A 20,863-nucleotide genomic window follows, 5' to 3' on the forward strand; every position below is an offset into this window, starting at 1 on the left:
TTTTATTTTAGTACCATCATTTTTTTTGATAACATTCCAAAGTCGGTTTTAATTGTGTAAACATAAACTCCGCTTGTTAAATTTGATGAATCAAAATTATAATTGTGTAAACCATTTTGCAAATTTATTCTATTTAAAATTACGCCGCATTCCTCACCCAAGGAATTATATATTCTTAGATCCACAATTCCCGCTTTAGGCAAATAAAATGAAATATTGGTCGATGGATTAAAAGGATTGGGATAATTTTGTTCTAAATAAAATTCATCTTTAATAAAATTATTTTTTACAGAAACACTTTCTTTTTTAAGATCTAAAATCACAATCGGGAATCTTTCACACGTTGCGCCGTTTGTATAAAGTACTTCTAATTCAGGATCAGAATCTATGTTTGCCAATGATACAATATCATATCTACCGGGATTGACCGATGGATAAAGAGAATCTATTACGGAAATATGATAATTATTGGAATCTGTAATTTCTCCGCCTTGATATTCCATTCTTAAAATTGCCACACTCGGATTTGTTGCACGAGTTCCGAAAATAAAATCTAATTTTCCGTCGTTATCTAAATCACCAAATGCATCATGACCGCCGTTAATCCTTCCTTCCGTAGAAATTAATTTTGCAAAGTTCGCTATTATGTGAGTTTCTAATTCGCTTGATTCATTTTCTTCAATAAGCAAAACTTTATTTTGAATATTTGTGCTATCTAATTGCCATCCGCCAATAACAATTTCTTCTTTTCCGTCTTGGTTTAAATCAACGGTGTTTGAAGATTTCCAAGATCCGCCTGGAATTACATTTTTTACATTCTGCAATATTGAGTATGATCCGTTTTCATATTTTACGGGAGTAACGCTTCCATCGGAGTGAAATAAATAAATAGTTTTCCCAATTCTTGCAATATCGTAAATTGCGCTTTCAGCTAAAGTACTACCCAAACCGGAAAATTCCATTTCCCAAACTTCGCTGCCGTTTCCATTATCCGGAATATTTGAAACCGAAACTATTCCGAATCTATAATTCACTTCGCGGTCCGCAAAAATTAATTCTTCTTTTCCATCATCATCGATATCATTAAGGAAAAATCTAAATGGTCTTACTTCAAAACTTTCCTGATCTGTAATTGTCCATTTTGCGCTTGGTGTTTCAAATCCAAAATTTAGCTTACCAAGTTTATCATTCCCGTTTGCTTCCCAAACCATAATTCTAACCGGGTTATAATTATTTTCTGTAAAATTATTTGCCGGTGCCCAAATTATTTCTTTTTTCCCGTCTTTATCCCAATCGCCGTATGTAATAGGCGCCCAGCTGTTCTGCTGAACTATATCGCGGCTGTATTCATCCCAGACCAATTGCCATTGTGTTCCGTCGTGCTCATATTTGTAAATTCTTGGAATTAATTCATTACCGCCGAAATCATTCATATTATTTACAGCATAAATTTCCAACTTTGAATCATTATCAAAATCAACTCCAGCTATTATTTCACCAAATCCGCAATTTTCAATTTCCGGTACCAAAATGCTGTCTATTCTAACAAATTCATCATTTTGAGAATGTATACTAATTTTAAAAAATAACACGGCAAAAATTGTTAAACAAAAACTTAAATTGTTTTTCATTTTAAATTCCTATTTAAAGATTGCGAAATTAGTTTGCTATTGGTTAGAATATATTAAAAAAAAGAGTTTGAACAAAAAATTATTTAACTTTTTCTGCTTCTTCAACCCAAAGAATTTCGCAAGCGCCGTTTCCTGTGTCGTACCTTGAAGTTGAACTTTTCCAAATAAAATTTGAATCTTTATCTTTTACATTAACAAGATATCCTTTAAGTCTTACAATATTGCCTACTACAAATTCTTCAATTTGGTCAGTTATATTTTCATTGGCTGGAATAATATGAATATTGGAACTGCTTATTTCAATCTCTTTTCTTGGAATTGGAAAATTTTTTGTTCGCCATACATACCAGCGATGCTGCTGCTTAATTTCAAGTTGATCAACAACAAATTGGTCCGACATTTTTACCCATCCGACGGCGATATCAATAGGACAAAATCCGCTCATCTTATCAGTACTGTATTGTTTGATACTTAGTACTTTGCACGTAATTTCAAATTCGGCAACGGCAAAAAATTTATAGTGATTGTAAAACCAAGTTTTTGATTCGTTTGTTTTATTTTGAGTGGGTGAGTTTGGAGCTAAAATTCCATCCGGTTGTTTTATTTCCGAAGTATGAAAAAAATAATAAAGTCCGGCAATAAATATTACCGGACCAAGAATTTTTAAAATTTTATTCAATTCAATTTGCAATTTCCATTAATTCCATTTCAAAAATCAAAGCTGCATTTGGACCAATGACCGGACCGCTTCCTCTTTCGCCGTAAGCTAAATCAGCAGGAATATAAACTTCCCATTTATCACCGACTTTCATAAGCTGTAAGATCTCAGTCCATCCTTTAATAACATTTGTCAAATTGGTTTCATAAGGAGCGCCGCGTTTGTAAGAGCTGTCAAATTCACTTCCATCCAATAATCTGCCAGCGTAATGAACTTTAACTTTGCTGCTTAATTTTGGAGTGACGCCTGTTCCGCTTTTTAGAACTTTATATTGCAAACCATTAGGAAGGGTGGTAACACCTTCTTTCGTTTTATTTTGAGCAAAAAAAGCATCCGCTTCGGCTTTATTTTTTTCTGCTAATTCCTTGCTCTTTTTTTGTTGTTTTAAAATCATTTCTGTTTGGAATTTCTGCATAACTGCTTGCAGTTCAGCATCTGTTAATTTGCATGTATCAGCAATTCCATCTTTTATTCCGGCAAGAAAAATATCAGGTTCTATTGTAATTTCCTGCTTTTGTAAATTCGAGCCGATATCAAATCCAATGCTGTAGCTTACTGAGTCGGTCAAATTTTTCATGTTTGGTTTAGAATTTTCTGTTTGACTGCATGCTGTTATAGAAAAAAACAATAACAATGGAAAAATTAAGATTTTTTTCATTTTTAATCCTTATAATATTAGATCGTTTTAAAAAATTTTGAACGGAAAGTTACGGTTAATTTAAATAGAATGAAAATTTTCAAAGAAAATAATTTAGGTAAGAACAGCATAAAATATCATTTAATTGATACAATAAAATTAGCAATTCCGGTTTCAATTGGTCAATTGGGACACGTAATGCTTGGCGTTGTTGATAGTTTTATGGTTGGCAGATTAGGAGCCGAGCCATTAGCCGCCGCGGCTTTGGCAAACGGATTATTTTTTTTTGTCATGGTTTTGGGTATTGGAATGAGCCATGCAATTACAGTTCTCGTCGCGATTGCAAAAGGTGAAAACAATAATGCCTTTTGCGGCAGAATTTTACGACATTCTTTAATAGTAAATATTATCTTTTCCGTAATTTTAACGGTTCTTGTTATGATCTTTCAGACTTACCGTCAATTTGTTGAGGGACTTTCGCATACAAAACCGCCGATGTATATCGCAATAATTTCAAACTTTGTAAATTTTTTCGGCAACTGGGTTTTAATATACGGGAATTTAGGTTTCCCGACGTTAGGGTTAAATGGTGCAGGATATGCCACGTTAAGTACAAGAACATTTATGGCAATTGCAATGATGTTTTTTGTATTAAAGAAACCGATTTATAAAGAATATGAACCAAATCTAAAATTTCGAGCATTTGATTTTTCCATTATAAAAAAAATACTAAGTATTGGTTTTCCAAGTGGAATTATGTACGCTTTTGAAGTCGGCGCGTTTGCTTTTGCGGCGGTAATTATCGGCTGGCTTGGAAGTGTTTCTTTAGCGGCTCATCAAATTGCAATTAATTTAGCAACAATTTCTTATATGGTTGTTCTGGGAATTTCTGCTGCCGCAACAATAAGAGTAGGGAATGCTTTAGGAAGAAAAAATTATATAAACTTAAAAAAAGCAGGATTTACCGCAATATTATTGGGCATGAGTTTTATGGGTTTATCCGGATTAATATTTATCTTATTTCATAATATTCTTCCAACATATTATATTAACGATCAAAAAGTTATTGCTGCGGCTTCAACTCTAATAATTATTGCAGCTTTTTTTCAGCTTTCGGACGGTGTTCAGGCTGTCGGAATGGGCGTTTTGAAAGGAATTGCCGACGTAAAAATACCAATGATAATTACGCTGGTTTCTTACTGGGTAATAGGTTTGCCTTCCGGTTATTTTTTTGCGTTTATATTAAATTACGACATTATCGGGATTTGGATCGGATTATCCTTGGGATTAACCGCGGCGGCTGTTTTGTTTGTTTGGAGATTTTATAGAAAACTAAAATTATTATCATGATTGATTTTTTTTTCGACAATAATTAAAAGCAATTTTTGGAATTTAATGAATTTTTGTTTGTAGTTTTATTGTGTCAATAATTTTTGAAATATTTTTTTATAACTGCAGTTTATTCTAGGTAAAATAAATTATATTCTTTTTTCAATTGTGATTTGAGCCTTAAAAATAAAATTCATATTTTAGAAAAAATATTTGGAATAGCTTTTGGAAAAATTTGTTAAAAAAGGCGATACGGTAAAAGTGCATTATACCGGAAGTCTTGAAGATGGAAGTATTTTTGATTCTTCAGAAAATAAAAAACCATTGAGATTCAAAGTCGGTTCCGGTCAAGTTATTCAAGGTTTTGATGAAGCTGTAATTGGTATGCAGATTGGTCATGAGAAAATAATTAATATTAACAGCGATAACGCGTACGGACCAAAAGTAAAAGAATTGGTTGTTAATGTTGAGCGGGAAAAATTTCCAAAAGATTTAGAATTAAAATTAAATAAACAATATAAAATTCCATACGAAGATGGAGAAATCAGAATTGTAAGAATTACAAATATTTCTGATAATATAATAGAATTAGACGGAAACCATCCTTTAGCTGGTGAAAATCTAACTTTTAAAATTACTCTTGTTGAAATTGAAAATTAAGCGTTCTCTACTTCTTCTTTTTTATCATTATCTTCAACAAATTTTTTAATGTCGTCCAAATATTCAAGAATTGCCTTTGCTTTATTCAATCCGAAAGTAAATGGATATTTAGTGCTTCCGGAAACCGGCAAAGAAATTATTGCATTTCCCTTGTATTCGCCAACAGTTGCAGGTATTTTTGGGTCGCTCATTTCTATCTCCATATTAGATAAATAAATTTATATTAAATTATTGCAAAATTTATTAATTTGCAAATAAATTATAAATTATATAAGTAAAATGGTTACAATTTTAGGATATAATAATTCAGAAACACAATATATAAACGAAATTCTGGAAAAAAAGAATGTTCCGTTTAATTATTCTTTGCTGGAAAAGCAAATTACTATTGCAGAGAAAATAATTCTGCCTCATCCGCATAATTTCAGCTCAGCTTATAAAAGAATGCAGATGATGAATTTGTTCAGTTATTTGAGAATGCTGAAAAAACCTATTTTGGGAATAAATGACGGTTTCAGTTTAATGTGCAGTGAAATTTTAGATAAGTATAAATGCGGTTTAGGATTTTTTGAGGTAAAAGTTAATTCCAATGCAATGAATGAAACAGATTTACCGGAGTTTGAAACGGGAAAAGTTTTGGTAAAATCCGGATCGGAATTGTTAAGTTTATCTTTAAATAATACCGAAATAAAGTTTAATAAAAACAGGCAAATGGGTGAATGTGAATTCAGCAAGTCTATAATTAAATTTGAAAATAAGGTTTATACTTTAACTTGCGAACATAAAAATTATTATTCACTTGAATTGAATTTTGAACAAAATCCTATAATTGCGGAAAATATAATCTCAAATTTCGTATCTCTTTAATCTAAATCAAACCATTTATTCACAATAATTTTTTGTTCAATTTCATTTTTATTCACAAATTCATTTGTCGAAGCATTATAATTATAGTCTTCTTTCCAAATATCAATATTTGCTATTATTTGTTTAATTGCGTCAATTATAATGTATAATTCTTCATCGGTCATTGTTGGATGAAGTGAAAGTCTTACCCAGCCGGGTTTTTCCGATAAATCTCCTTGCGTGATTTTTTCCGTAATTCTGTGCGAGCGCGTCGGATCAACATGGAGCAGATAATGACCGTACGTTCCGGCGCAAGAACATCCGCCTCTCACTTGAATTCCGAATCTATCATTTAAAATTTTAACAACTAAATTATAATGGATGTCTTCGATGTAAAAAGACATTACACCGAGTCTATATTGCACTTCGGATGCTAGGATATGGATCTGCGGAATATTTTTAATTTCACTAAAAACGATTTCTAAAAGTTCTTCTTCTCGTTTTAAAATATTCTTCACGCCCATTTTTTCTTTAAGTTCAATACAAAGCGCGGTTTTGATTGTTTGCAGAAATCCAGGAGTTCCGCCGTCTTCACGCGTTTCAATATCATTTATATATTTATGCTCGCCCCATGGGTTTGTCCAATCTACGGTTCCGCCGCCAGGGTGATCGGGAACTTTTGTATTATATAATTTTTTATCGAAAATCATTACTCCGGAAGAACCTGGTCCTCCTAAAAATTTATGCGGCGAAAAATAAATTGCGTCGAGTTTTTCCAAGGGATCTTTAGGATGCATATTTATTTCTACATAAGGCGCGGACGCTGCAAAATCAACAAAACATAATCCGTCATTTTGATGCATTATTTTCGCGAGTTTATGGTAATCGGTTCTTATTCCAGTAACATTTGAAGCCGCGGTAAAAGCACCTATTTTTGTTTTTTTGTAGTGGTACTTTTTTAATAACAATTCCAAATTTTGAAAATTTACCATTCCGTCTTTATCTGGTTCAATTATTTTTACATCGGCAATTGTTTCAAGCCAAGAAGTTTGATTGGAATGATGTTCCATATGAGTAATAAAAACAACTGGTCGTTCTTCTTCATTAAGTTTTACACATTCTCTAAATTTCTCAGAAATTCTTAAACCAAGTAACCTTTGCAGTTTATTAACAACAGAAGTCATTCCAAAACCTGCCGAGATAATCACATCATTGCTACTGGCATTAACGTGTTTTTTAATTATCGATTGGGCATGATGATAAGCATGCGTCATAAGTGTTCCGGTAATACTTGATTCAGAATGAGTATTACCAACAAAATTTCCGAAATTATTTACAATCCTATTTTCAATGTCTTGATACAATCTGCCGCTTGCAATCCAATCAGCATAAATAATTTTTTTATTTCCGTATGCTGATTGAAATGTTTGGTCAATTCCAACTATTTTTTTACGAAACAGCGAGAAATATTTTTCAAGCTCACTCATATTATTCTCATTTATAATTATTCTAAATTTATATAATTGAAAGTTTTTTTCCAATCAGCTGCTTTACGGCATATATTATTATTAAAATTCGTTTGTAAATTAGTTCACTATGTCTTAATTTAACGAACATATTAAAATTAAATATGACAGAATAATTTGTTATCTGCGTACCATTTCAAATCTTTCAATAAATTTTAAGAGAAAAGCACTATGGGTGTTATAAAGATAAAAAAGGGATTAAATCTGCCTATAAATGGCGAACCCAATAATTTTATCGATTCAACCAAGAAAGTTAGCAAAGTTGGAATTATAGGGAATGATTTTGTTGGATTGAAACCGACATTTGCAGTTGCCGTCGGCGAAAAAGTGAAACAAGGTCAAGTACTGTTTTCGGATAAAAAAAATACTGTTGTAAAATTTACTTCTCCGGCTTCCGGAACGGTTTTGGAAATTAACAGAGGTGAAAAAAGAGTATTTCAATCATTGGTTATAGAAATTGAAGGAACTGATGAAATAGTTTTCAAAAACTATTCTGAAACTCAAATTCCATCTTTAACAAGAGAAGAAGTAAAGGAAAATTTACTAAATTCGGGATTGTGGATTTCTTTACGCGAGCGCCCGATGAGCAAAATCGCCAATCCGGAAATTACTCCTCACTCAATATTTGTTACAGCTATTGATTCCAATCCGCTAGGACCTGACATATCTTATATACTAAAGGGAAAAGAAAATTCATTTAAAAACGGATTAAGAATTTTAAGCAAATTAACAGATGGAAAATTATTTCTCTGTAAAGAAGAAAAAAGTGAAATTCCTGCAATTCAGCTTCCGAATTTAGTTGAACAGGAATTTTCCGGACTTCATCCAAAGGGATTGGTTGGAACGCATATACATTTTTTAGATCCGGTTAGCAGAAATAAAAAAGTTTGGCATATAAACGCTCAGGATGTTGTTGCTATTGGCAATCTTTTCACTACGGGAAAAATTGATACTGAAAGAATTGTTACTTTGGCTGGTCCTTCGGTTAAAAATCCAAGATATATTAAAACTCGCGTTGGAGCGTCAATTTCTGAACTGTGTGAAAATGAATTGAATCAAAATGAAAATAGAAAAATTTCAGGTTCCGTATTTTCAGGCAGAGAAGCGACAAAAGAAGAAAATTATTTGGGTCGATATCATCAACAGATTAGCGTAATTGAAGAATTGAATAATAGAACATTTTTAGGCTGGATGAATCCTGCCGTTAAACAGTTTTCTGTTAAAAACGTTTTATTTACAAGTTTAAGTAAGCATTTAAAATATAATTTTTCAACTTCGCTTAACGGCGGTGAAAGAGCAATTGTTCCAAGCGGAAGCTATGAAAAAGTTATGCCGCTTGATATTTTGGCTACATTTTTGCTAAGATCATTGGCTGTGGACGATATTGAAGATTCTGAAAAATTGGGTTGTTTGGAATTGGACGAAGAAGATTTGTCGCTTTGTACATTTGTTTGTCCATCGAAAATTGACCATTCACAAAACTTAAGAAGGAATTTAAATTTAATAGATAAGGAAGGATAGTGAAATTTCTTAGAAAAATTTTAGACAGTTCTGAAAAGTATTTTCATAAAGGCGGAAAGCTTGAAAAACTTTTCCCTCTATATGAAGCAGGCGATACTTTTCTGTTCACTCCATTGGCAAGAACCAAACAAGGTTCTCATGTAAGAGACGCGCTTGACTTAAAAAGAATGATGGTAACTGTTGTATTTGCTTTGATTCCGGCAGTAATGATGGCTTTATATAATACTGGTTATCAGGCAAATCTTGCAATTTCAAAACTCAGCAATTTTGAGATGACGAACTGGCAGCAGTTTGTACTAAGCGCACTTGGAATTGGATTTAACCCGCACAGTATTTTTGCAAATATTATTCACGGCGCGTTATATTTTTTCCCGGTTTATATAATTACTTTGGCGGTTGGCGGAACTTGGGAAGCGATTTTTGCTTCAGTTAGAAAACACGAAATTGCGGAAGGATTTTTAGTAACGAGTTTATTGTTTCCATTAATTCTTCCTCCTGATATTCCATATTGGCAGGTTGCTGTTGGAATTTCATTTGGAGTTGTAATTGGCAAAGAGGTTTTCGGCGGCGTTGGTATGAATGTACTAAATCCCGCTTTGGTCGCAAGAGCGTTTTTATTCTTTGCTTATCCGGCTCAAATTTCAGGAGATAAAGTTTGGATTGCCGTTGATGGAATAAGCCAAGCAACACCATTAGCACAATTGAAAGATCCTGCATTGCACGTTACCGCAAGCTGGTGGAATTCTTTTATTGGTTTGATTCCAGGTTCGATGGGAGAAACTTCAACATTAGCTTGTTTAATTGGCGCGGTTGTTTTAATATCAACCGGAATTGGTTCTTGGAGAATTATGCTTAACGTTGTTTTGGGCATGGTTATAATGTCATCTATATTTAATTTGATTGGAAGTTCGACAAATCCAATGTTCAGTGTTTCTCCTTATTGGCATTTTGTTGTGGGAGGTTTTGCATTTGGTACTGTATTCATGGCTACGGATCCTGTTAGCTCGGCAATGACTGAAAACGGTAAAATTGTCTATGGACTTTTGATTGGCATATTAGTGGTTATGGTTAGAGTAGTGAATCCCGCATTCCCGGAAGGAATGATGCTTTCAATATTATTTTCAAATATGTTGGCTCCAACCATTGATAAAATATTTATCAATGCAAATATAAAGAGGAGGATTGCAAGAAATGTCATCCGATAGTACAAAAAAAACAATTTCAGTTGCGTTAGGAGTTTGTTTAGTTTGCTCAGTTTTTGTTTCTTCTGCAACAGTTGCATTGGATTCTGTTCAAAGGCAGAATAAAAAGTTAGATAAAATAAAGAATATTCTTCAAGCCGGAAATTTAACTTTTAACATAAATAATGCTGAAGAAATTTTTAAGGAAAAAATTGTGCCTGTTATAGTTGATTTAGAAAACGGCTCAGTATTGGACAAATCAAAATATACAGCTGATTTAAATCCAGAATCATTCAATATAAAATCTTTAAGCGAAAGCAAAAATTACGGTAAAGATATTTTGCCCGAGGAAGATTTGGGTAATATAAAGAAAAGACCAAAATATATGCTAAGCTATGAAGTTTTAAATTCCGATAAACAAATTGAAAAATACATATTCCCAATATTCGGTAAAGGTTTATGGTCAACAATGTATGGTTTTATAGCTCTTAATAAAGATTTAAGAACGGTCGAAGGAATTACCTTTTACGAGCATGGCGAAACACCGGGTTTGGGTGGTGAAGTTGATAATCAAAACTGGAAAGCCAGCTGGAAAGGTAAAGAAATGTTTGATGAAAAAGGCAACGAAGTTTTAACTGTGCTGAAGGGGAAAGTTGATCCAAACGATCCAAATAAGAACAAACAAATCGACGGACTTTCCGGAGCAACGTTAACAACGCGCGGAGTTGGCAATTTGATAAAATATTGGATGGGTGAGGACGGCTATGCTAAATTCTTGGGAAATATAAGGAAGGATATTTAAAATGAATAAATATAAAGAAATTTTATTAGATCCTATTTTTAAGAATAATCCAATTACGTTGCAGGTTCTTGGAATTTGTTCGGCTTTGGCTGTTACGTCAAAACTTGAAACCGCAATTGTAATGGCTTTATCCGTTACTTTGGTTACAGCATTCTCAAATTATGCCATAAGCTTAATCAGAAATTTTATCCCAAGCAGTATTAGAATTATTGTTGAAATGACAATTATTGCCTCTCTTGTAATTGTTGCAGATCAGCTGATTAAAGCTTACGCTTTTGATGTAAGTAAACAGCTTTCAGTATATGTTGGGCTTATAATAACCAATTGCATTTTGATGGGAAGAGCAGAAGCTTATGCTCTTCAAAATCCTCCTGTAGCCAGTTTCTTAGATGGAATAGGAAACGGTATGGGTTATTCTTTTATTTTATTAACTGTAGGAACAATTAGAGAATTGGTTGGATCTGGAAAACTTTTAGGATTTACAATTTTTTCACTTAACACAGATGGCGGATGGTATATACCAAACGGTTTATTTTTACTGTCTCCAAGCGCATTTTTCTTAATCGGATTAATAATTTGGGCTGTTAGAACTTGGAAGCCGGATCAAGTTGAGGAGGGTTAATTTATATGTTTGAACATTATTTGAGTTTATTTATAAAATCAGTTTTTATTGAAAATATGGCTTTAGCTTTTTTCTTGGGTATGTGTACATTTCTTGCCGTATCTAAAAAAGTTGAAACCGCGGTCGGCTTAGGAATTGCGGTAATTGGAGTTCAGGCAATAACCGTTCCTGCTAACAATTTTCTTTATCAGCATGTATTAAAAGAAGGCGCTTTAAGCTGGGCTGGTTTGGAAAATGTTGATTTGACCTTTCTTGGACTAATTACGTACATTGGAGTTATTGCAGCAATAGTTCAAATTCTTGAAATGACTTTAGATAAATATGTTCCAAAATTATATAATTCATTGGGAATTTTCTTACCCTTAATTACAGTAAACTGTGTTATTTTGGCGGGTTCTCTTTTTATGGTTGAAAGAAATTACAATTTTACAGAAAGCGTTGTGTATGGAGTTGGATCAGGAACCGGTTGGGCTTTAGCAATTATTGCTTTAGCCGGAATTAGAGAAAAAATGAAATACAGCAATGTACCAAAGGGATTAAGAGGTTTGGGAATTACGTTTTTAACTGCCGGATTGATGGCTATTGCATTCATGTTGTTTTCTGGAATTCAATTATAGAGGTTTTTTAGATGAGCGGAATAAACTTGATAATATTAGGCGTAGTAATGTTTACGCTTATTGTATTACTTTTAGTTGTTATTATTTTATTTGCCAAATCGAAATTAGTTGCCAGCGGTTCGGTAAATATAAATATTAACGACAGCAAGGAACATTCTATTACGGTTCCCATTGGTGGAAAATTATTGAATGTTCTTGCTTCAAACCACATTTTTCTTCCTTCTGCATGCGGAGGCGGCGGAACTTGCGGCGAATGTAAGTGCAGAGTATTGGATGGAGGCGGCGACGTACTTCCAACCGAAACTTCAAAATTAAATAGAAAGCAGATTAGAGATCATTACAGATTATCATGCCAAGTTCCAGTTAAAAATAATTTGAAAATTCTTGTTCCGGACGAAGTTTTTGAAATTAAGAAATGGGATTGTACCGTTATTTCTAACTATAATGTGGCAACTTTCATTAAGGAATTGAAGCTGAAATTACCAGATGGGGAAAGCGTAGATTTTAGAGCCGGCGGTTATATTCAAATTGAAGCTCCATCTCACGTTGTAAAATACTCTGATTTTAAAATTGAAGATGAATACAGAGGAGATTGGGATAAATTCAATATGTGGAAATTTGTTTCCAAAGTTGATGAATCTGTTATGAGAGCTTATTCGATGGCTAATTATCCCGATGAAAAAGGCATAATTATGCTTAACGTTAGAATTGCTTCACCTCCACCGAGAATGCCCGACGTTCCGCCCGGAAAAATGTCGTCTTTTATTTTTAACTTAAAACCCGGTGATCACGTAACAATTTCTGGTCCTTACGGTGAATTTTTCGCAAAAGAAACAGATGCAGAAATGGTATTTATTGGCGGCGGTGCCGGAATGGCTCCGATGCGTTCGCATATTTTCGATCAGTTAAAGAGAATAAATACAAATAGAAAAGTATCTTTCTGGTATGGCGCAAGAAGTATGCGAGAAGCTTTTTATAATGAAGAATTTGACAAACTTGCCCAAGAGCATCCTAACTTTAAATGGCATTTGGCTTTATCTGAGCCTTTACCTGAAGATAATTGGAAAGGTTATACGGGATTTATTCATCAAGTTCTATATGATAATTACCTTAAAAATCATAAAGCTCCGGAAGACTGTGAATTTTACATGTGCGGTCCGCCAATGATGAACAATGCCGTAATTCAAATGCTTGAAAACCTTGGCGTTGAAAGAGAAAATATTATGTTAGATGATTTTGGCGGATAATTAAAAATCTACTCAAAATTATAATAAACCGGAATAGGTATTTCCAAATTACCGATCCGGTTTTTTTATTTTAAGAAATCATTTTAATATTCAATCTCCTCCAAAAAATACAGAATATTATAAGAACGGAGAATTGTAAATTTATCTCTGAATAAAGCTCTTTTGTAAAAGAGTATAATCTTTGCTTGATAATTGTTCAAGCTAAAGAAATCTAATTATAGTGAAATTTAAAAATATTTATTAAATTACACGGATTGACATAAAATCTTAAAAAAGTTTTTGTTTGGAATTTTTCGAATTAAACATCATTTATAAATAAACGGGGGTTTTATGGATAATTTAGGTACTGAAAATAATAATGTTCAGCAAAATTCTGGTTACACTAAAGATGAAAGAATGTGGGCAATGCTCGCGCATTTAAGCGCAGTTGTAGGTTTTATTATTCCATTCGGAAATATTATTGCTCCTCTTTTAATTTGGATTCTGAAAAAAGACGAATCGGCGTTTATTAACGATCAAGGAAAAGAAGCTTTAAATTTTCAAATTAGTGTAACTATATACGCGTTTATTTCAATTATTTTAATATTTATTTTAATCGGTATTCCAATCTTAATCGCGTTGGGAATTTTCATTTTGGTATTTGTTATTATTGCCTCAATAAATTCTTATGACGGTAAAGCATACAGATATCCTTTAACATTTAGATTAATTAAATAAACCCGAAACTTTAATTTTAGCATTTAATTAGAAAGGAGTAAAATTATGATTACTGCCGCTGATATACTAGAAAATAAAGGTGGAAAATTAATCTCAGTTAATATCGATTCAACAGTTGCGGACGCACTGCACGTAATGATAGAAAATAAAATCGGTGCAATTTTAGTGCAAGATGGCGGAGAAATAAAAGGTATTTGGACTGAACGAGATTTAATGAAAAATGTTATCACCGAAGGATTTTACTCAAAAACGACAAAAATTAAAGATGTAATGTCGACAAATTTGGTTTTTTCATCTTACAATGATTCACTTTATCAGCTTATGGATAAATGTTTGGGTATGAGGTTAAGACATTTGCTGATTGAAAAAGAAGGTCAATTTATTGGTTTGCTTTCAGCAGGAGATTTAACCAGAGCAAATTTGATAGAAAAATCCAGAGATTTGGAAGAACTGAATAAAATGGCCGATTGGGATTATTATGAAAATTGGAAATGGAATAAGAATCTTTAATATTGATTCCATTGTATTAAAATTATTACTTCTAACAGTTTTTCTTTCGAGTTGTAGTTCCCAACAAAAAAGATTTGAATTTTCTTTTGAGGGAACTACGATGGGAACTTCTTATTCAATCAAGGTTCTTGATAACGAAGATTCCAAAAAGATTTTTAATCTTGGTAAAAGAATAGACAGCGTTTTAGTCGATGTAAATAATAAAATGTCGACATACATTCCAACTTCGGAACTTTCAGTATTAAACTCAACGAAATCCAATGATTGGATAAATCTCACTGAAGATTTGGCACATGTTCTTAATACATCAAAACGAATTTCCGAAGAAAGCGGCGGAAGTTTTGATATTACAGTAGGTCCATTAGTTAATCTTTGGGGTTTTGGTCCAATTAAAAAAGACGATGAAATTCCGGATCAAAAACTGATAGATGAAACATTAAAGTATGTTGGTATTGATAAAATAGAATTGGATTATTCCGGTAAACGAATAAGAAAAATCAATCCGAATGTTTACTGTGATCTTTCAGCAATAGCAAAAGGTTTCGGCGTAGATAAAGTTTCTCTTTTTATAGAAAGTTTGGGAATTAAAGATTACATGGTTGAAATAGGCGGCGAAGTTAGAACAAAAGGCAAAAACGTAAATAATGAATTATGGCATATCGGAATTTCATCTCCATCTTCGGAAGGACTGCAAAAAATTCTAGAAATCTCCGATCATTCAATTGCGACTTCGGGCGATTATTATAATTATTTTGAAAAAGACGGTGTCAGATATTCCCATACAATTGAACCGAAAACCGGAAAGCCGATAACGCATAAGTTAGCAAGCGTAACTGTAATTGACAAGGATTGCGAGGAAGCAGACGCTTATGCCACAACAATTGATGTTATGGGTCCAGACGCAGGATATGAATTTGCATTGAAATATAAACTTCCAGTCTTTATGATTGTAAGAGAGAAAGATAAATTTATTGAAAAACAAACTCCTCAATTTGAGGAATTTATTAAAAAGGGTAATTAAATGACTCAGCTTTTTGTAATGATAGGATTTTTCAGCGCCGCAATTTTAATTTTTGCAATAGGTCTTCATTTCAGTAAATATAAAAAGAGAGAAAACGCGGGATGCTGCGGAGGCGGACATTGTTCAACCGACGGCGGACCTCATTCATGCTATGCTTCAAAATCTGAATTTGTTGATAATTATGAGAAAATTAAATCAGGCGAATTAAAAGTTAAATAGATAATAAGAAAATTTTATTAAGCTATAATTCAAACGCCCATATAAAGAAATTATTTATTTAAATGAATTTATTTAAGCCCTCAAAAAGTTATAAAATTTGTGGGTTTTTAATATTTACGCATCAAAATTAATTTTCAATTTGTTTAACAAAGCCATCAATCCCTTTTGATTTTAATTCATTCATAAGTTCGGCGGCTTCGTTCTTATCCGTAAATAACCCAACATAAATACGGTAATATTTTTCCCCGTTAACCATTACACCTACAACTCTTGAATCAATTATTCCTGAACTGACATTAATTGCGTCATTCTTATTTTTAAATGAACCGACCTGAACAGAATAATGCGGAACTTTAATATCTCTTGGCATATTTGATGAGGTTGTTTTGCTTAAAAGTCTTAACTCAACTTGCGCAGAGCCGGCGCTTATCATATCAATATTTTGAGCGGCCTTTTGGGAAAGATCAATAATTCGGTCTTTCATGTAAGGACCGCGGTCGTTTATCCTTACAATTACAGATTTATTGTTTTCTTTATTTATTACGCGAACAATGCTGTTAAAAGGCAACGTTCTGTGCGCGGCAGTCATTTCATTTTTATTGTAAGTTTCACCGCTTGCGGTTGATTTTCCGTGAAAATCGCTTCCGTACCAGCTCGCTATTCCGTCTTCAATTAAAACACCTTCAACATTTTCATATTCTGAAAATTCTTTTGAGGATGAACATGAAATTAAATAAAGAGAAAAAACAATTAATATTATTATTTTTTTAAGATTTTGCATCTTTTAGTTTCCAAGTATTGATTTTTTTACAAGAGTTTTACTTAATTCGTTAACTTCCATTAACGCCGCGGTTCCGTACCAAGGAATTAATTCCATTGATAATGTTTCTTGCTGAATTGCAGGATCGGTTTCAGTCAATTTCTTTGCTTCATCCAAATTTTCCACGTCAAAAATATAAATTCCTCGAAGTTCGCCATCATTTAAAAATGGTCCTGCCAAAACCAATTTACCTTCATCTGCTAAACGAAATATATTTGTTAGATGCGCGTTCATAAGTTCGGCTCTTTTTGTAGAATCAATGTCTTTATTAGGTCCTCGTTTCAAAAATGCCATCACGTATTTTTTCATTCCATATTCGTCAGCGCCGTATTTTTGCGCTTTTACGCTGTCATATTTAACTTCAGTATTTGTTTGTGAAAAAGTTAATGATGTAACAAGTACTAAAAGCAGGCATATATTTATTTTGATATTCATAAACTTCCTTTAATTTGTTTGTTCTAATTTGAATCTTAACCTTAAAATTCCGTTTTCAAATCCGGTTGAAATAACTTTAAATCTTCCGATTTCATTTGTGTTTGCCACGTGCTGACCAATACATGGACAAGCATCGTACTCTCCGACTTTTATTATTCTAACATTTTCCGTAACACCCTCGGGCAGCTTTTGAAGATTGTATAACTTTTGCGCGATTTCAAAATCTATTATTTCTTCGGTAACGTTTAAATTTTGACTTATTATATCATTTACTTTTTTTTCCAATTCAATAACTTCAGTTTCTGTTAGATCTCTTTCAAAATGATAATCGCATTTTGATTTTTTCTTTTCCAAGTGAGCCGAAAAAGATCTGCCTTTGTTGAACATTCTAACCATTGTTTGATTTAAAATATGTTCTGCCGTATGCATTTGCGGATGATATTCTTTTGCCATTTGTCTCTTAAATTTAGTTGAACAAAGTTTTTCAATATTTGATATTTTTATTAACAAAAATATAATAACTGAAGGGAATATAGAAAAATTTATGATAAAAGTAATTTTTGTATGTATGGGAAATATTTGCAGATCTCCAAGCGGAGAAGCAGTAATGAATAAATTTGTTAAAAAAGCGGGACTTGAAAATGAAATTGAATGCGATTCCGCCGGAACAATAGCGTATCACGAAGGGGAGCAAGCTGACGCAAGAATGAAACGCCACGCGATAAAACGCGGTTACAGATTAACAAGCGTAGCCAGAAAATTCAGAGAAATTGATTTTGAAAAATTTGATTATATAATTGCGATGGATAACAATAATTTAAGGGATCTGCAGTCGTTCGACCGTGAGAAAAGTTATTCAAATAAAATATTTAAAATGACGGATTTTGCCGCTGAGAAAAAATATAATGAAGTTCCCGATCCATATTACAGCGGTCCAGAAGGTTTTGAATTGGTTCTGGATATATTAGAAGTTTCATGCGCCGGATTGTTGGAGAAAATTATAATTGACCACGGACTTACAAGAAAAAGCAAAGAAACGGAAAATGCCGGATAAGTTAGAAGAAATATTAAACGGTAAAATTATATCTAAAAATTTTGCCGGCGGCGGATGTATTGCCGATGCTCAAATTGTTACAACCGAAAATGGAACAAAGTATTTTGTAAAACAATATTCAAATCCAAAAGTAAATAAAACCGAAGCAAATGGATTGAAGGAAATAGGAAATTCTAAAACTATAAGAGTTCCTAAAATTATTTTTGTAAATGATGAATTTTTGATTCTAGAATTCATTGAGCAGAAATCCAAGACTAAAAATTTTAGTCAAATGTTTGGAATTCAGTTTGCGAGAATGCATAAATACGAATCAGATAAATTTGGTTTTTACGAAGATAATTTCTGTGGATCAACACCGCAGAAAAATACACACCAATGTGAAAATTGGACAGAATTTTATTTCGAAAACCGTTTACTGTTTCAATTCAATCTCGCGGAAAAGAACGGATACGCGAATTCAGAATTAAGAAATGAGTTCTCAAAAATTGAGAAGAATATAAATAAAATTTTGGAAGGAAGTGAAGGTGTTCCCGCGCTATTGCACGGTGATTTATGGAGCGGAAATTATATTTCAGACGAATGCGGAAATCCGTGCTTAATTGATCCGGCGGTTTATTACGGTAACCGTGAAGCTGATCTTGCGATGACAAAATTATTCGGCGGATTTGATCATGACTTTTATGCCGCGTATAACGATGAATTTCCACTTGCCGAAAATTGGAAATACCGTGAAAATATTTATAAGCTATATCACGTTTTCAATCACTTAAATTTATTTGGAATGGGATATTTATCTCAAGCAATAAATCTAATGAAATATTACAATTAATTTAATTTTCATTCACTTTGTCTAAATTCATAAAGTAAAAAGCTGACCAATGCAAATATTAGATATATTAAATTATGTTCAGAACAATGAAAACTCGGCATTTTTTTACACGCCAAATATTTTTAAAAACGAAAAGTCATATCTATTTAAAAAACCGATACAAATATTAAAAGCAAGCGGTAAAAAAGAAATATTAGAAACATTAAATAGTGTCGATTACATTCTGAAAAATAAAATAATGGGATTTGCAAAAATTCCTTATGAGTCCGGCTATCATTTTCAGCCAAAAGTAATTAGCAAAAAAAACAACAACGCGGAAATAACCTTTTACTTTTATGAAAGGAAAGAAGTTCAAATTTTAAATTCCGATGAAATACATTATGATAAAGTTGATAAATTTTTGGGATTAAAAAATATTAAGAATTTTAAAATCAATATTGAAAAGGATGATTACGTAAAAAAAATAAATAAAATAAAAAAACTCATATCAAAAGGCGATACTTATCAAATCAATTTTACAACCAGTGCCTCATTTGAATTAGCGCGTAAACCGATTTCAATTTTTCTTCAGGGGATATTTAACCAATCCGCAAAATACTCGGCATTTATAAATTCGGAAAATGAGTTTGTTATTTCTTTTTCGCCCGAATTATTTTTTGAAACTGATTATAAAACCATAATCAGCAAACCCATGAAGGGAACAATGAAGCGAAACGGCGATCCGCAGAATGATGAAAAATCAGAAAAACAAATTTTATCTGACGAAAAAAATTTAGCTGAAAATGTTATGATCGTCGATCTACTTAGAAATGATATTGGAAAAATATCAAAAGTAAATTCCGTTAAAGTTGAAAAATTGTACGATTTAGAAAAGTATGAAACACTTTATCAATTGACTTCAACAATAAGCGGAAAATTAAAGGAAAATAAACTTAGCGAAATTATTAAGAACCTTTTCCCAAGCGGCTCAATAACCGGCGCGCCGAAAATCCGATCTATGCAAATTATTTCTGATTTGGAAAAATCACCTAGAAATATATATACAGGTTCAATCGGAATATTCTCAAATAAAAATGCTGTTTTCAATATTCCAATTAGAACTATTGTTGTTAATAAAAAAAATAATTCCGGCTTACTTGGTTTAGGCAGCGGGATTGTTTGGGATAGTAATCCCGATAATGAATACAAAGAAGTTCTTCTAAAGGGAAAGTTTATAAAGCAGACAAAATATTTTGAACTTCTGGAAACAATTTTATTTGAAAACGGAAAATACTTTTTGTTGGATTATCATATTGCCAGATTAAAAAAATCGGCACAAAATTTAATTTTTAATTTTGACGAAACAATAATATTTAGTGAATTGGAAAAACTTAAATCCGTTTTTAACAAAGACAAATCATATAAAGTTAGATTGACGCTTAACAAATGGGGCTTAATTAAGACCGAATATCAAATAGTTGAGAAATTAAAATCTAATGTTAAAGTCATTCTTAGTAAAAAAAGAATGTGTTCTGAAAATAAATTTTTATATAACAAAACTACGTTTAGACCTTGGGACGCGCAACTGTTAAAGCAAAAAAATAACGGATATGATGAAGTTATTTTTATAAATAAAAATAATGAACTGCTTGAAGGCACATTTACAAACATTGTTGTAAAATTAGAGGAAAAATTATTTACTCCGCCCTTAGATAAGAAAATATTGAACGGATGTTTTAGAGAATACCTAATTCAAAATAAAATCTGTGTTGAAAAAAATATTACGTTACATGAATTAAAAAATGCCGATGAAATTTACTTGGTAAATTCACTAAGAAAAAAGATAAATGTTAAAGAAGTTTATGATCAAGAACATAATTTAATTATCAGAAAATGATGAAATAAATTTAAATGTTGATTATACAGTGACTGAGGTTTATAG

General features: G+C 32.3%; 24 protein-coding genes. 16 read left to right on the top strand and 8 right to left on the bottom strand.

Features of this window, described 5'->3' with window-relative positions; all coding sequences use genetic code 11:
- Nucleotides 1-2: 2 nt before the first annotated feature.
- The 3 genes from IPK06_18575 to IPK06_18585 form a co-directional block, all read right to left on the bottom strand.
- On the bottom strand, nucleotides 3-1,631 hold the full coding sequence (locus IPK06_18575) for a T9SS type A sorting domain-containing protein (protein MBK7981971.1): 1,629 nt from the start codon (nucleotides 1,629-1,631) through the stop codon (nucleotides 3-5).
- Between the two features lie 79 nt (nucleotides 1,632-1,710).
- Complete coding sequence (locus IPK06_18580) at nucleotides 1,711-2,310, bottom strand: hypothetical protein (GenBank protein ID MBK7981972.1); 600 nt, start codon at nucleotides 2,308-2,310, stop codon at nucleotides 1,711-1,713.
- A gap of 1 nt (nucleotide 2,311) precedes the next feature.
- Complete coding sequence (locus tag IPK06_18585) at nucleotides 2,312-3,007, bottom strand: FKBP-type peptidyl-prolyl cis-trans isomerase (protein ID MBK7981973.1); 696 nt, start codon at nucleotides 3,005-3,007, stop codon at nucleotides 2,312-2,314.
- A 69-nt stretch (nucleotides 3,008-3,076) separates the two neighbouring features.
- Here IPK06_18585 and IPK06_18590 point away from each other — a divergent pair, with 69 nt between their 5' ends.
- Together IPK06_18590 and IPK06_18595 are read left to right on the top strand one after the other, a co-directional pair.
- On the top strand, nucleotides 3,077-4,336 hold the full coding sequence (locus IPK06_18590; protein MBK7981974.1) for an MATE family efflux transporter: 1,260 nt from the start codon (nucleotides 3,077-3,079) through the stop codon (nucleotides 4,334-4,336).
- A gap of 204 nt (nucleotides 4,337-4,540) precedes the next feature.
- The gene (locus IPK06_18595; GenBank protein ID MBK7981975.1) at nucleotides 4,541-4,975 is read left to right on the top strand and encodes an FKBP-type peptidyl-prolyl cis-trans isomerase; all 435 of its coding nucleotides are present in this window, start codon (nucleotides 4,541-4,543) and stop codon (nucleotides 4,973-4,975) included.
- On the opposite strand, the gene IPK06_18600 is transcribed toward IPK06_18595, so the two are convergent.
- Nucleotides 4,972-5,166: a hypothetical protein gene (locus tag IPK06_18600; GenBank protein ID MBK7981976.1), complete on the bottom strand. Its 195-nt coding sequence runs from the start codon at nucleotides 5,164-5,166 to the stop codon at nucleotides 4,972-4,974. The two genes, IPK06_18595 and IPK06_18600, sit on opposite strands and share 4 nt — an antisense overlap.
- A gap of 88 nt (nucleotides 5,167-5,254) precedes the next feature.
- On the opposite strand from IPK06_18600, the gene IPK06_18605 reads away from it, so the two are divergent.
- A complete protein-coding gene (locus IPK06_18605; GenBank protein ID MBK7981977.1) occupies nucleotides 5,255-5,842 on the top strand; it encodes a hypothetical protein in 588 nt (195 codons plus the stop codon).
- Here the strand turns inward: IPK06_18605 and IPK06_18610 are convergent.
- Nucleotides 5,839-7,308 (bottom strand): aminotransferase class V-fold PLP-dependent enzyme, encoded by a 1,470-nt coding sequence (locus IPK06_18610; GenBank protein MBK7981978.1) that lies wholly within the window; start codon nucleotides 7,306-7,308, stop codon nucleotides 5,839-5,841. The genes IPK06_18605 and IPK06_18610 overlap by 4 nt on opposite strands.
- Before the next feature lie 210 nt (nucleotides 7,309-7,518).
- Here IPK06_18610 and IPK06_18615 point away from each other — a divergent pair, with 210 nt between their 5' ends.
- The 10 genes from IPK06_18615 (at nucleotide 7,519) to IPK06_18660 (ending at nucleotide 15,804) form a co-directional block, all read left to right on the top strand.
- Nucleotides 7,519-8,868, top strand: a complete 1,350-nt coding sequence (locus tag IPK06_18615; protein ID MBK7981979.1) for a Na(+)-translocating NADH-quinone reductase subunit A — start codon at nucleotides 7,519-7,521, stop codon at nucleotides 8,866-8,868.
- On the top strand, nucleotides 8,868-10,073 hold the full coding sequence (locus tag IPK06_18620; protein MBK7981980.1) for an NADH:ubiquinone reductase (Na(+)-transporting) subunit B: 1,206 nt from the start codon (nucleotides 8,868-8,870) through the stop codon (nucleotides 10,071-10,073). The genes IPK06_18615 and IPK06_18620 overlap by 1 nt, the downstream gene beginning before the upstream one ends.
- Entirely contained in the window at nucleotides 10,060-10,851 is a 792-nt protein-coding gene (locus IPK06_18625) for a Na(+)-translocating NADH-quinone reductase subunit C (GenBank protein MBK7981981.1), read from the top strand. Before IPK06_18620 ends, IPK06_18625 begins: the two co-directional genes overlap by 14 nt.
- Before the next feature lies 1 nt (nucleotide 10,852).
- Nucleotides 10,853-11,473, top strand: a complete 621-nt coding sequence (locus IPK06_18630) for an NADH:ubiquinone reductase (Na(+)-transporting) subunit D (GenBank protein MBK7981982.1) — start codon at nucleotides 10,853-10,855, stop codon at nucleotides 11,471-11,473.
- 5 nt (nucleotides 11,474-11,478) lie between these two features.
- On the top strand, nucleotides 11,479-12,090 hold the full coding sequence (nqrE, locus tag IPK06_18635) for an NADH:ubiquinone reductase (Na(+)-transporting) subunit E (protein ID MBK7981983.1): 612 nt from the start codon (nucleotides 11,479-11,481) through the stop codon (nucleotides 12,088-12,090).
- An 11-nt stretch (nucleotides 12,091-12,101) separates the two neighbouring features.
- Nucleotides 12,102-13,337 carry an NADH:ubiquinone reductase (Na(+)-transporting) subunit F gene (gene nqrF, locus IPK06_18640; GenBank protein ID MBK7981984.1) on the top strand — a complete coding sequence of 412 codons (1,236 nt, stop codon included), beginning with the start codon at nucleotides 12,102-12,104 and terminating at the stop codon, nucleotides 13,335-13,337.
- Nucleotides 13,338-13,667: 330 nt separating this feature from the next.
- Nucleotides 13,668-14,054 (top strand): DUF4870 domain-containing protein, encoded by a 387-nt coding sequence (locus IPK06_18645; GenBank protein MBK7981985.1) that lies wholly within the window; start codon nucleotides 13,668-13,670, stop codon nucleotides 14,052-14,054.
- Between the two features lie 45 nt (nucleotides 14,055-14,099).
- Nucleotides 14,100-14,564, top strand: coding sequence for a CBS domain-containing protein (locus IPK06_18650; protein ID MBK7981986.1), 465 nt, complete (start codon nucleotides 14,100-14,102; stop codon nucleotides 14,562-14,564).
- Nucleotides 14,533-15,585 carry an FAD:protein FMN transferase gene (locus tag IPK06_18655; protein MBK7981987.1) on the top strand — a complete coding sequence of 351 codons (1,053 nt, stop codon included), beginning with the start codon at nucleotides 14,533-14,535 and terminating at the stop codon, nucleotides 15,583-15,585. The genes IPK06_18650 and IPK06_18655 overlap by 32 nt, the downstream gene beginning before the upstream one ends.
- A complete protein-coding gene (locus IPK06_18660; protein ID MBK7981988.1) occupies nucleotides 15,586-15,804 on the top strand; it encodes a hypothetical protein in 219 nt (72 codons plus the stop codon). It begins immediately after the preceding gene.
- 127 nt (nucleotides 15,805-15,931) lie between these two features.
- Here IPK06_18660 and IPK06_18665 read toward each other — a convergent pair whose 3' ends face one another.
- From IPK06_18665 to IPK06_18675, 3 genes are read right to left on the bottom strand one after another with little or no spacing between them, the layout of a single operon-like run.
- Nucleotides 15,932-16,585 carry a septal ring lytic transglycosylase RlpA family protein gene (locus IPK06_18665; protein ID MBK7981989.1) on the bottom strand — a complete coding sequence of 218 codons (654 nt, stop codon included), beginning with the start codon at nucleotides 16,583-16,585 and terminating at the stop codon, nucleotides 15,932-15,934.
- Between the two features lie 3 nt (nucleotides 16,586-16,588).
- On the bottom strand, nucleotides 16,589-17,059 hold the full coding sequence (locus IPK06_18670) for a hypothetical protein (GenBank protein ID MBK7981990.1): 471 nt from the start codon (nucleotides 17,057-17,059) through the stop codon (nucleotides 16,589-16,591).
- 9 nt (nucleotides 17,060-17,068) lie between these two features.
- On the bottom strand, nucleotides 17,069-17,512 hold the full coding sequence (locus tag IPK06_18675) for a hypothetical protein (protein MBK7981991.1): 444 nt from the start codon (nucleotides 17,510-17,512) through the stop codon (nucleotides 17,069-17,071).
- 91 nt (nucleotides 17,513-17,603) lie between these two features.
- Between IPK06_18675 and IPK06_18680 the strand changes: the two genes are divergently transcribed.
- From IPK06_18680 to pabB, 3 genes are read left to right on the top strand one after another with little or no spacing between them, the layout of a single operon-like run.
- On the top strand, nucleotides 17,604-18,113 hold the full coding sequence (locus tag IPK06_18680; protein MBK7981992.1) for a low molecular weight phosphotyrosine protein phosphatase: 510 nt from the start codon (nucleotides 17,604-17,606) through the stop codon (nucleotides 18,111-18,113).
- Complete coding sequence (locus IPK06_18685) at nucleotides 18,103-18,942, top strand: fructosamine kinase family protein (GenBank protein ID MBK7981993.1); 840 nt, start codon at nucleotides 18,103-18,105, stop codon at nucleotides 18,940-18,942. Before IPK06_18680 ends, IPK06_18685 begins: the two co-directional genes overlap by 11 nt.
- A 49-nt stretch (nucleotides 18,943-18,991) precedes the next feature.
- Nucleotides 18,992-20,818, top strand: a complete 1,827-nt coding sequence (gene pabB, locus IPK06_18690; protein MBK7981994.1) for an aminodeoxychorismate synthase component I — start codon at nucleotides 18,992-18,994, stop codon at nucleotides 20,816-20,818.
- Nucleotides 20,819-20,863 lie beyond the last annotated feature (45 nt).

Source organism: Ignavibacteriota bacterium, assembly GCA_016713565.1.
In the GTDB taxonomy this organism is placed as follows: Bacteria; Bacteroidota; Ignavibacteria; order Ignavibacteriales; family Melioribacteraceae.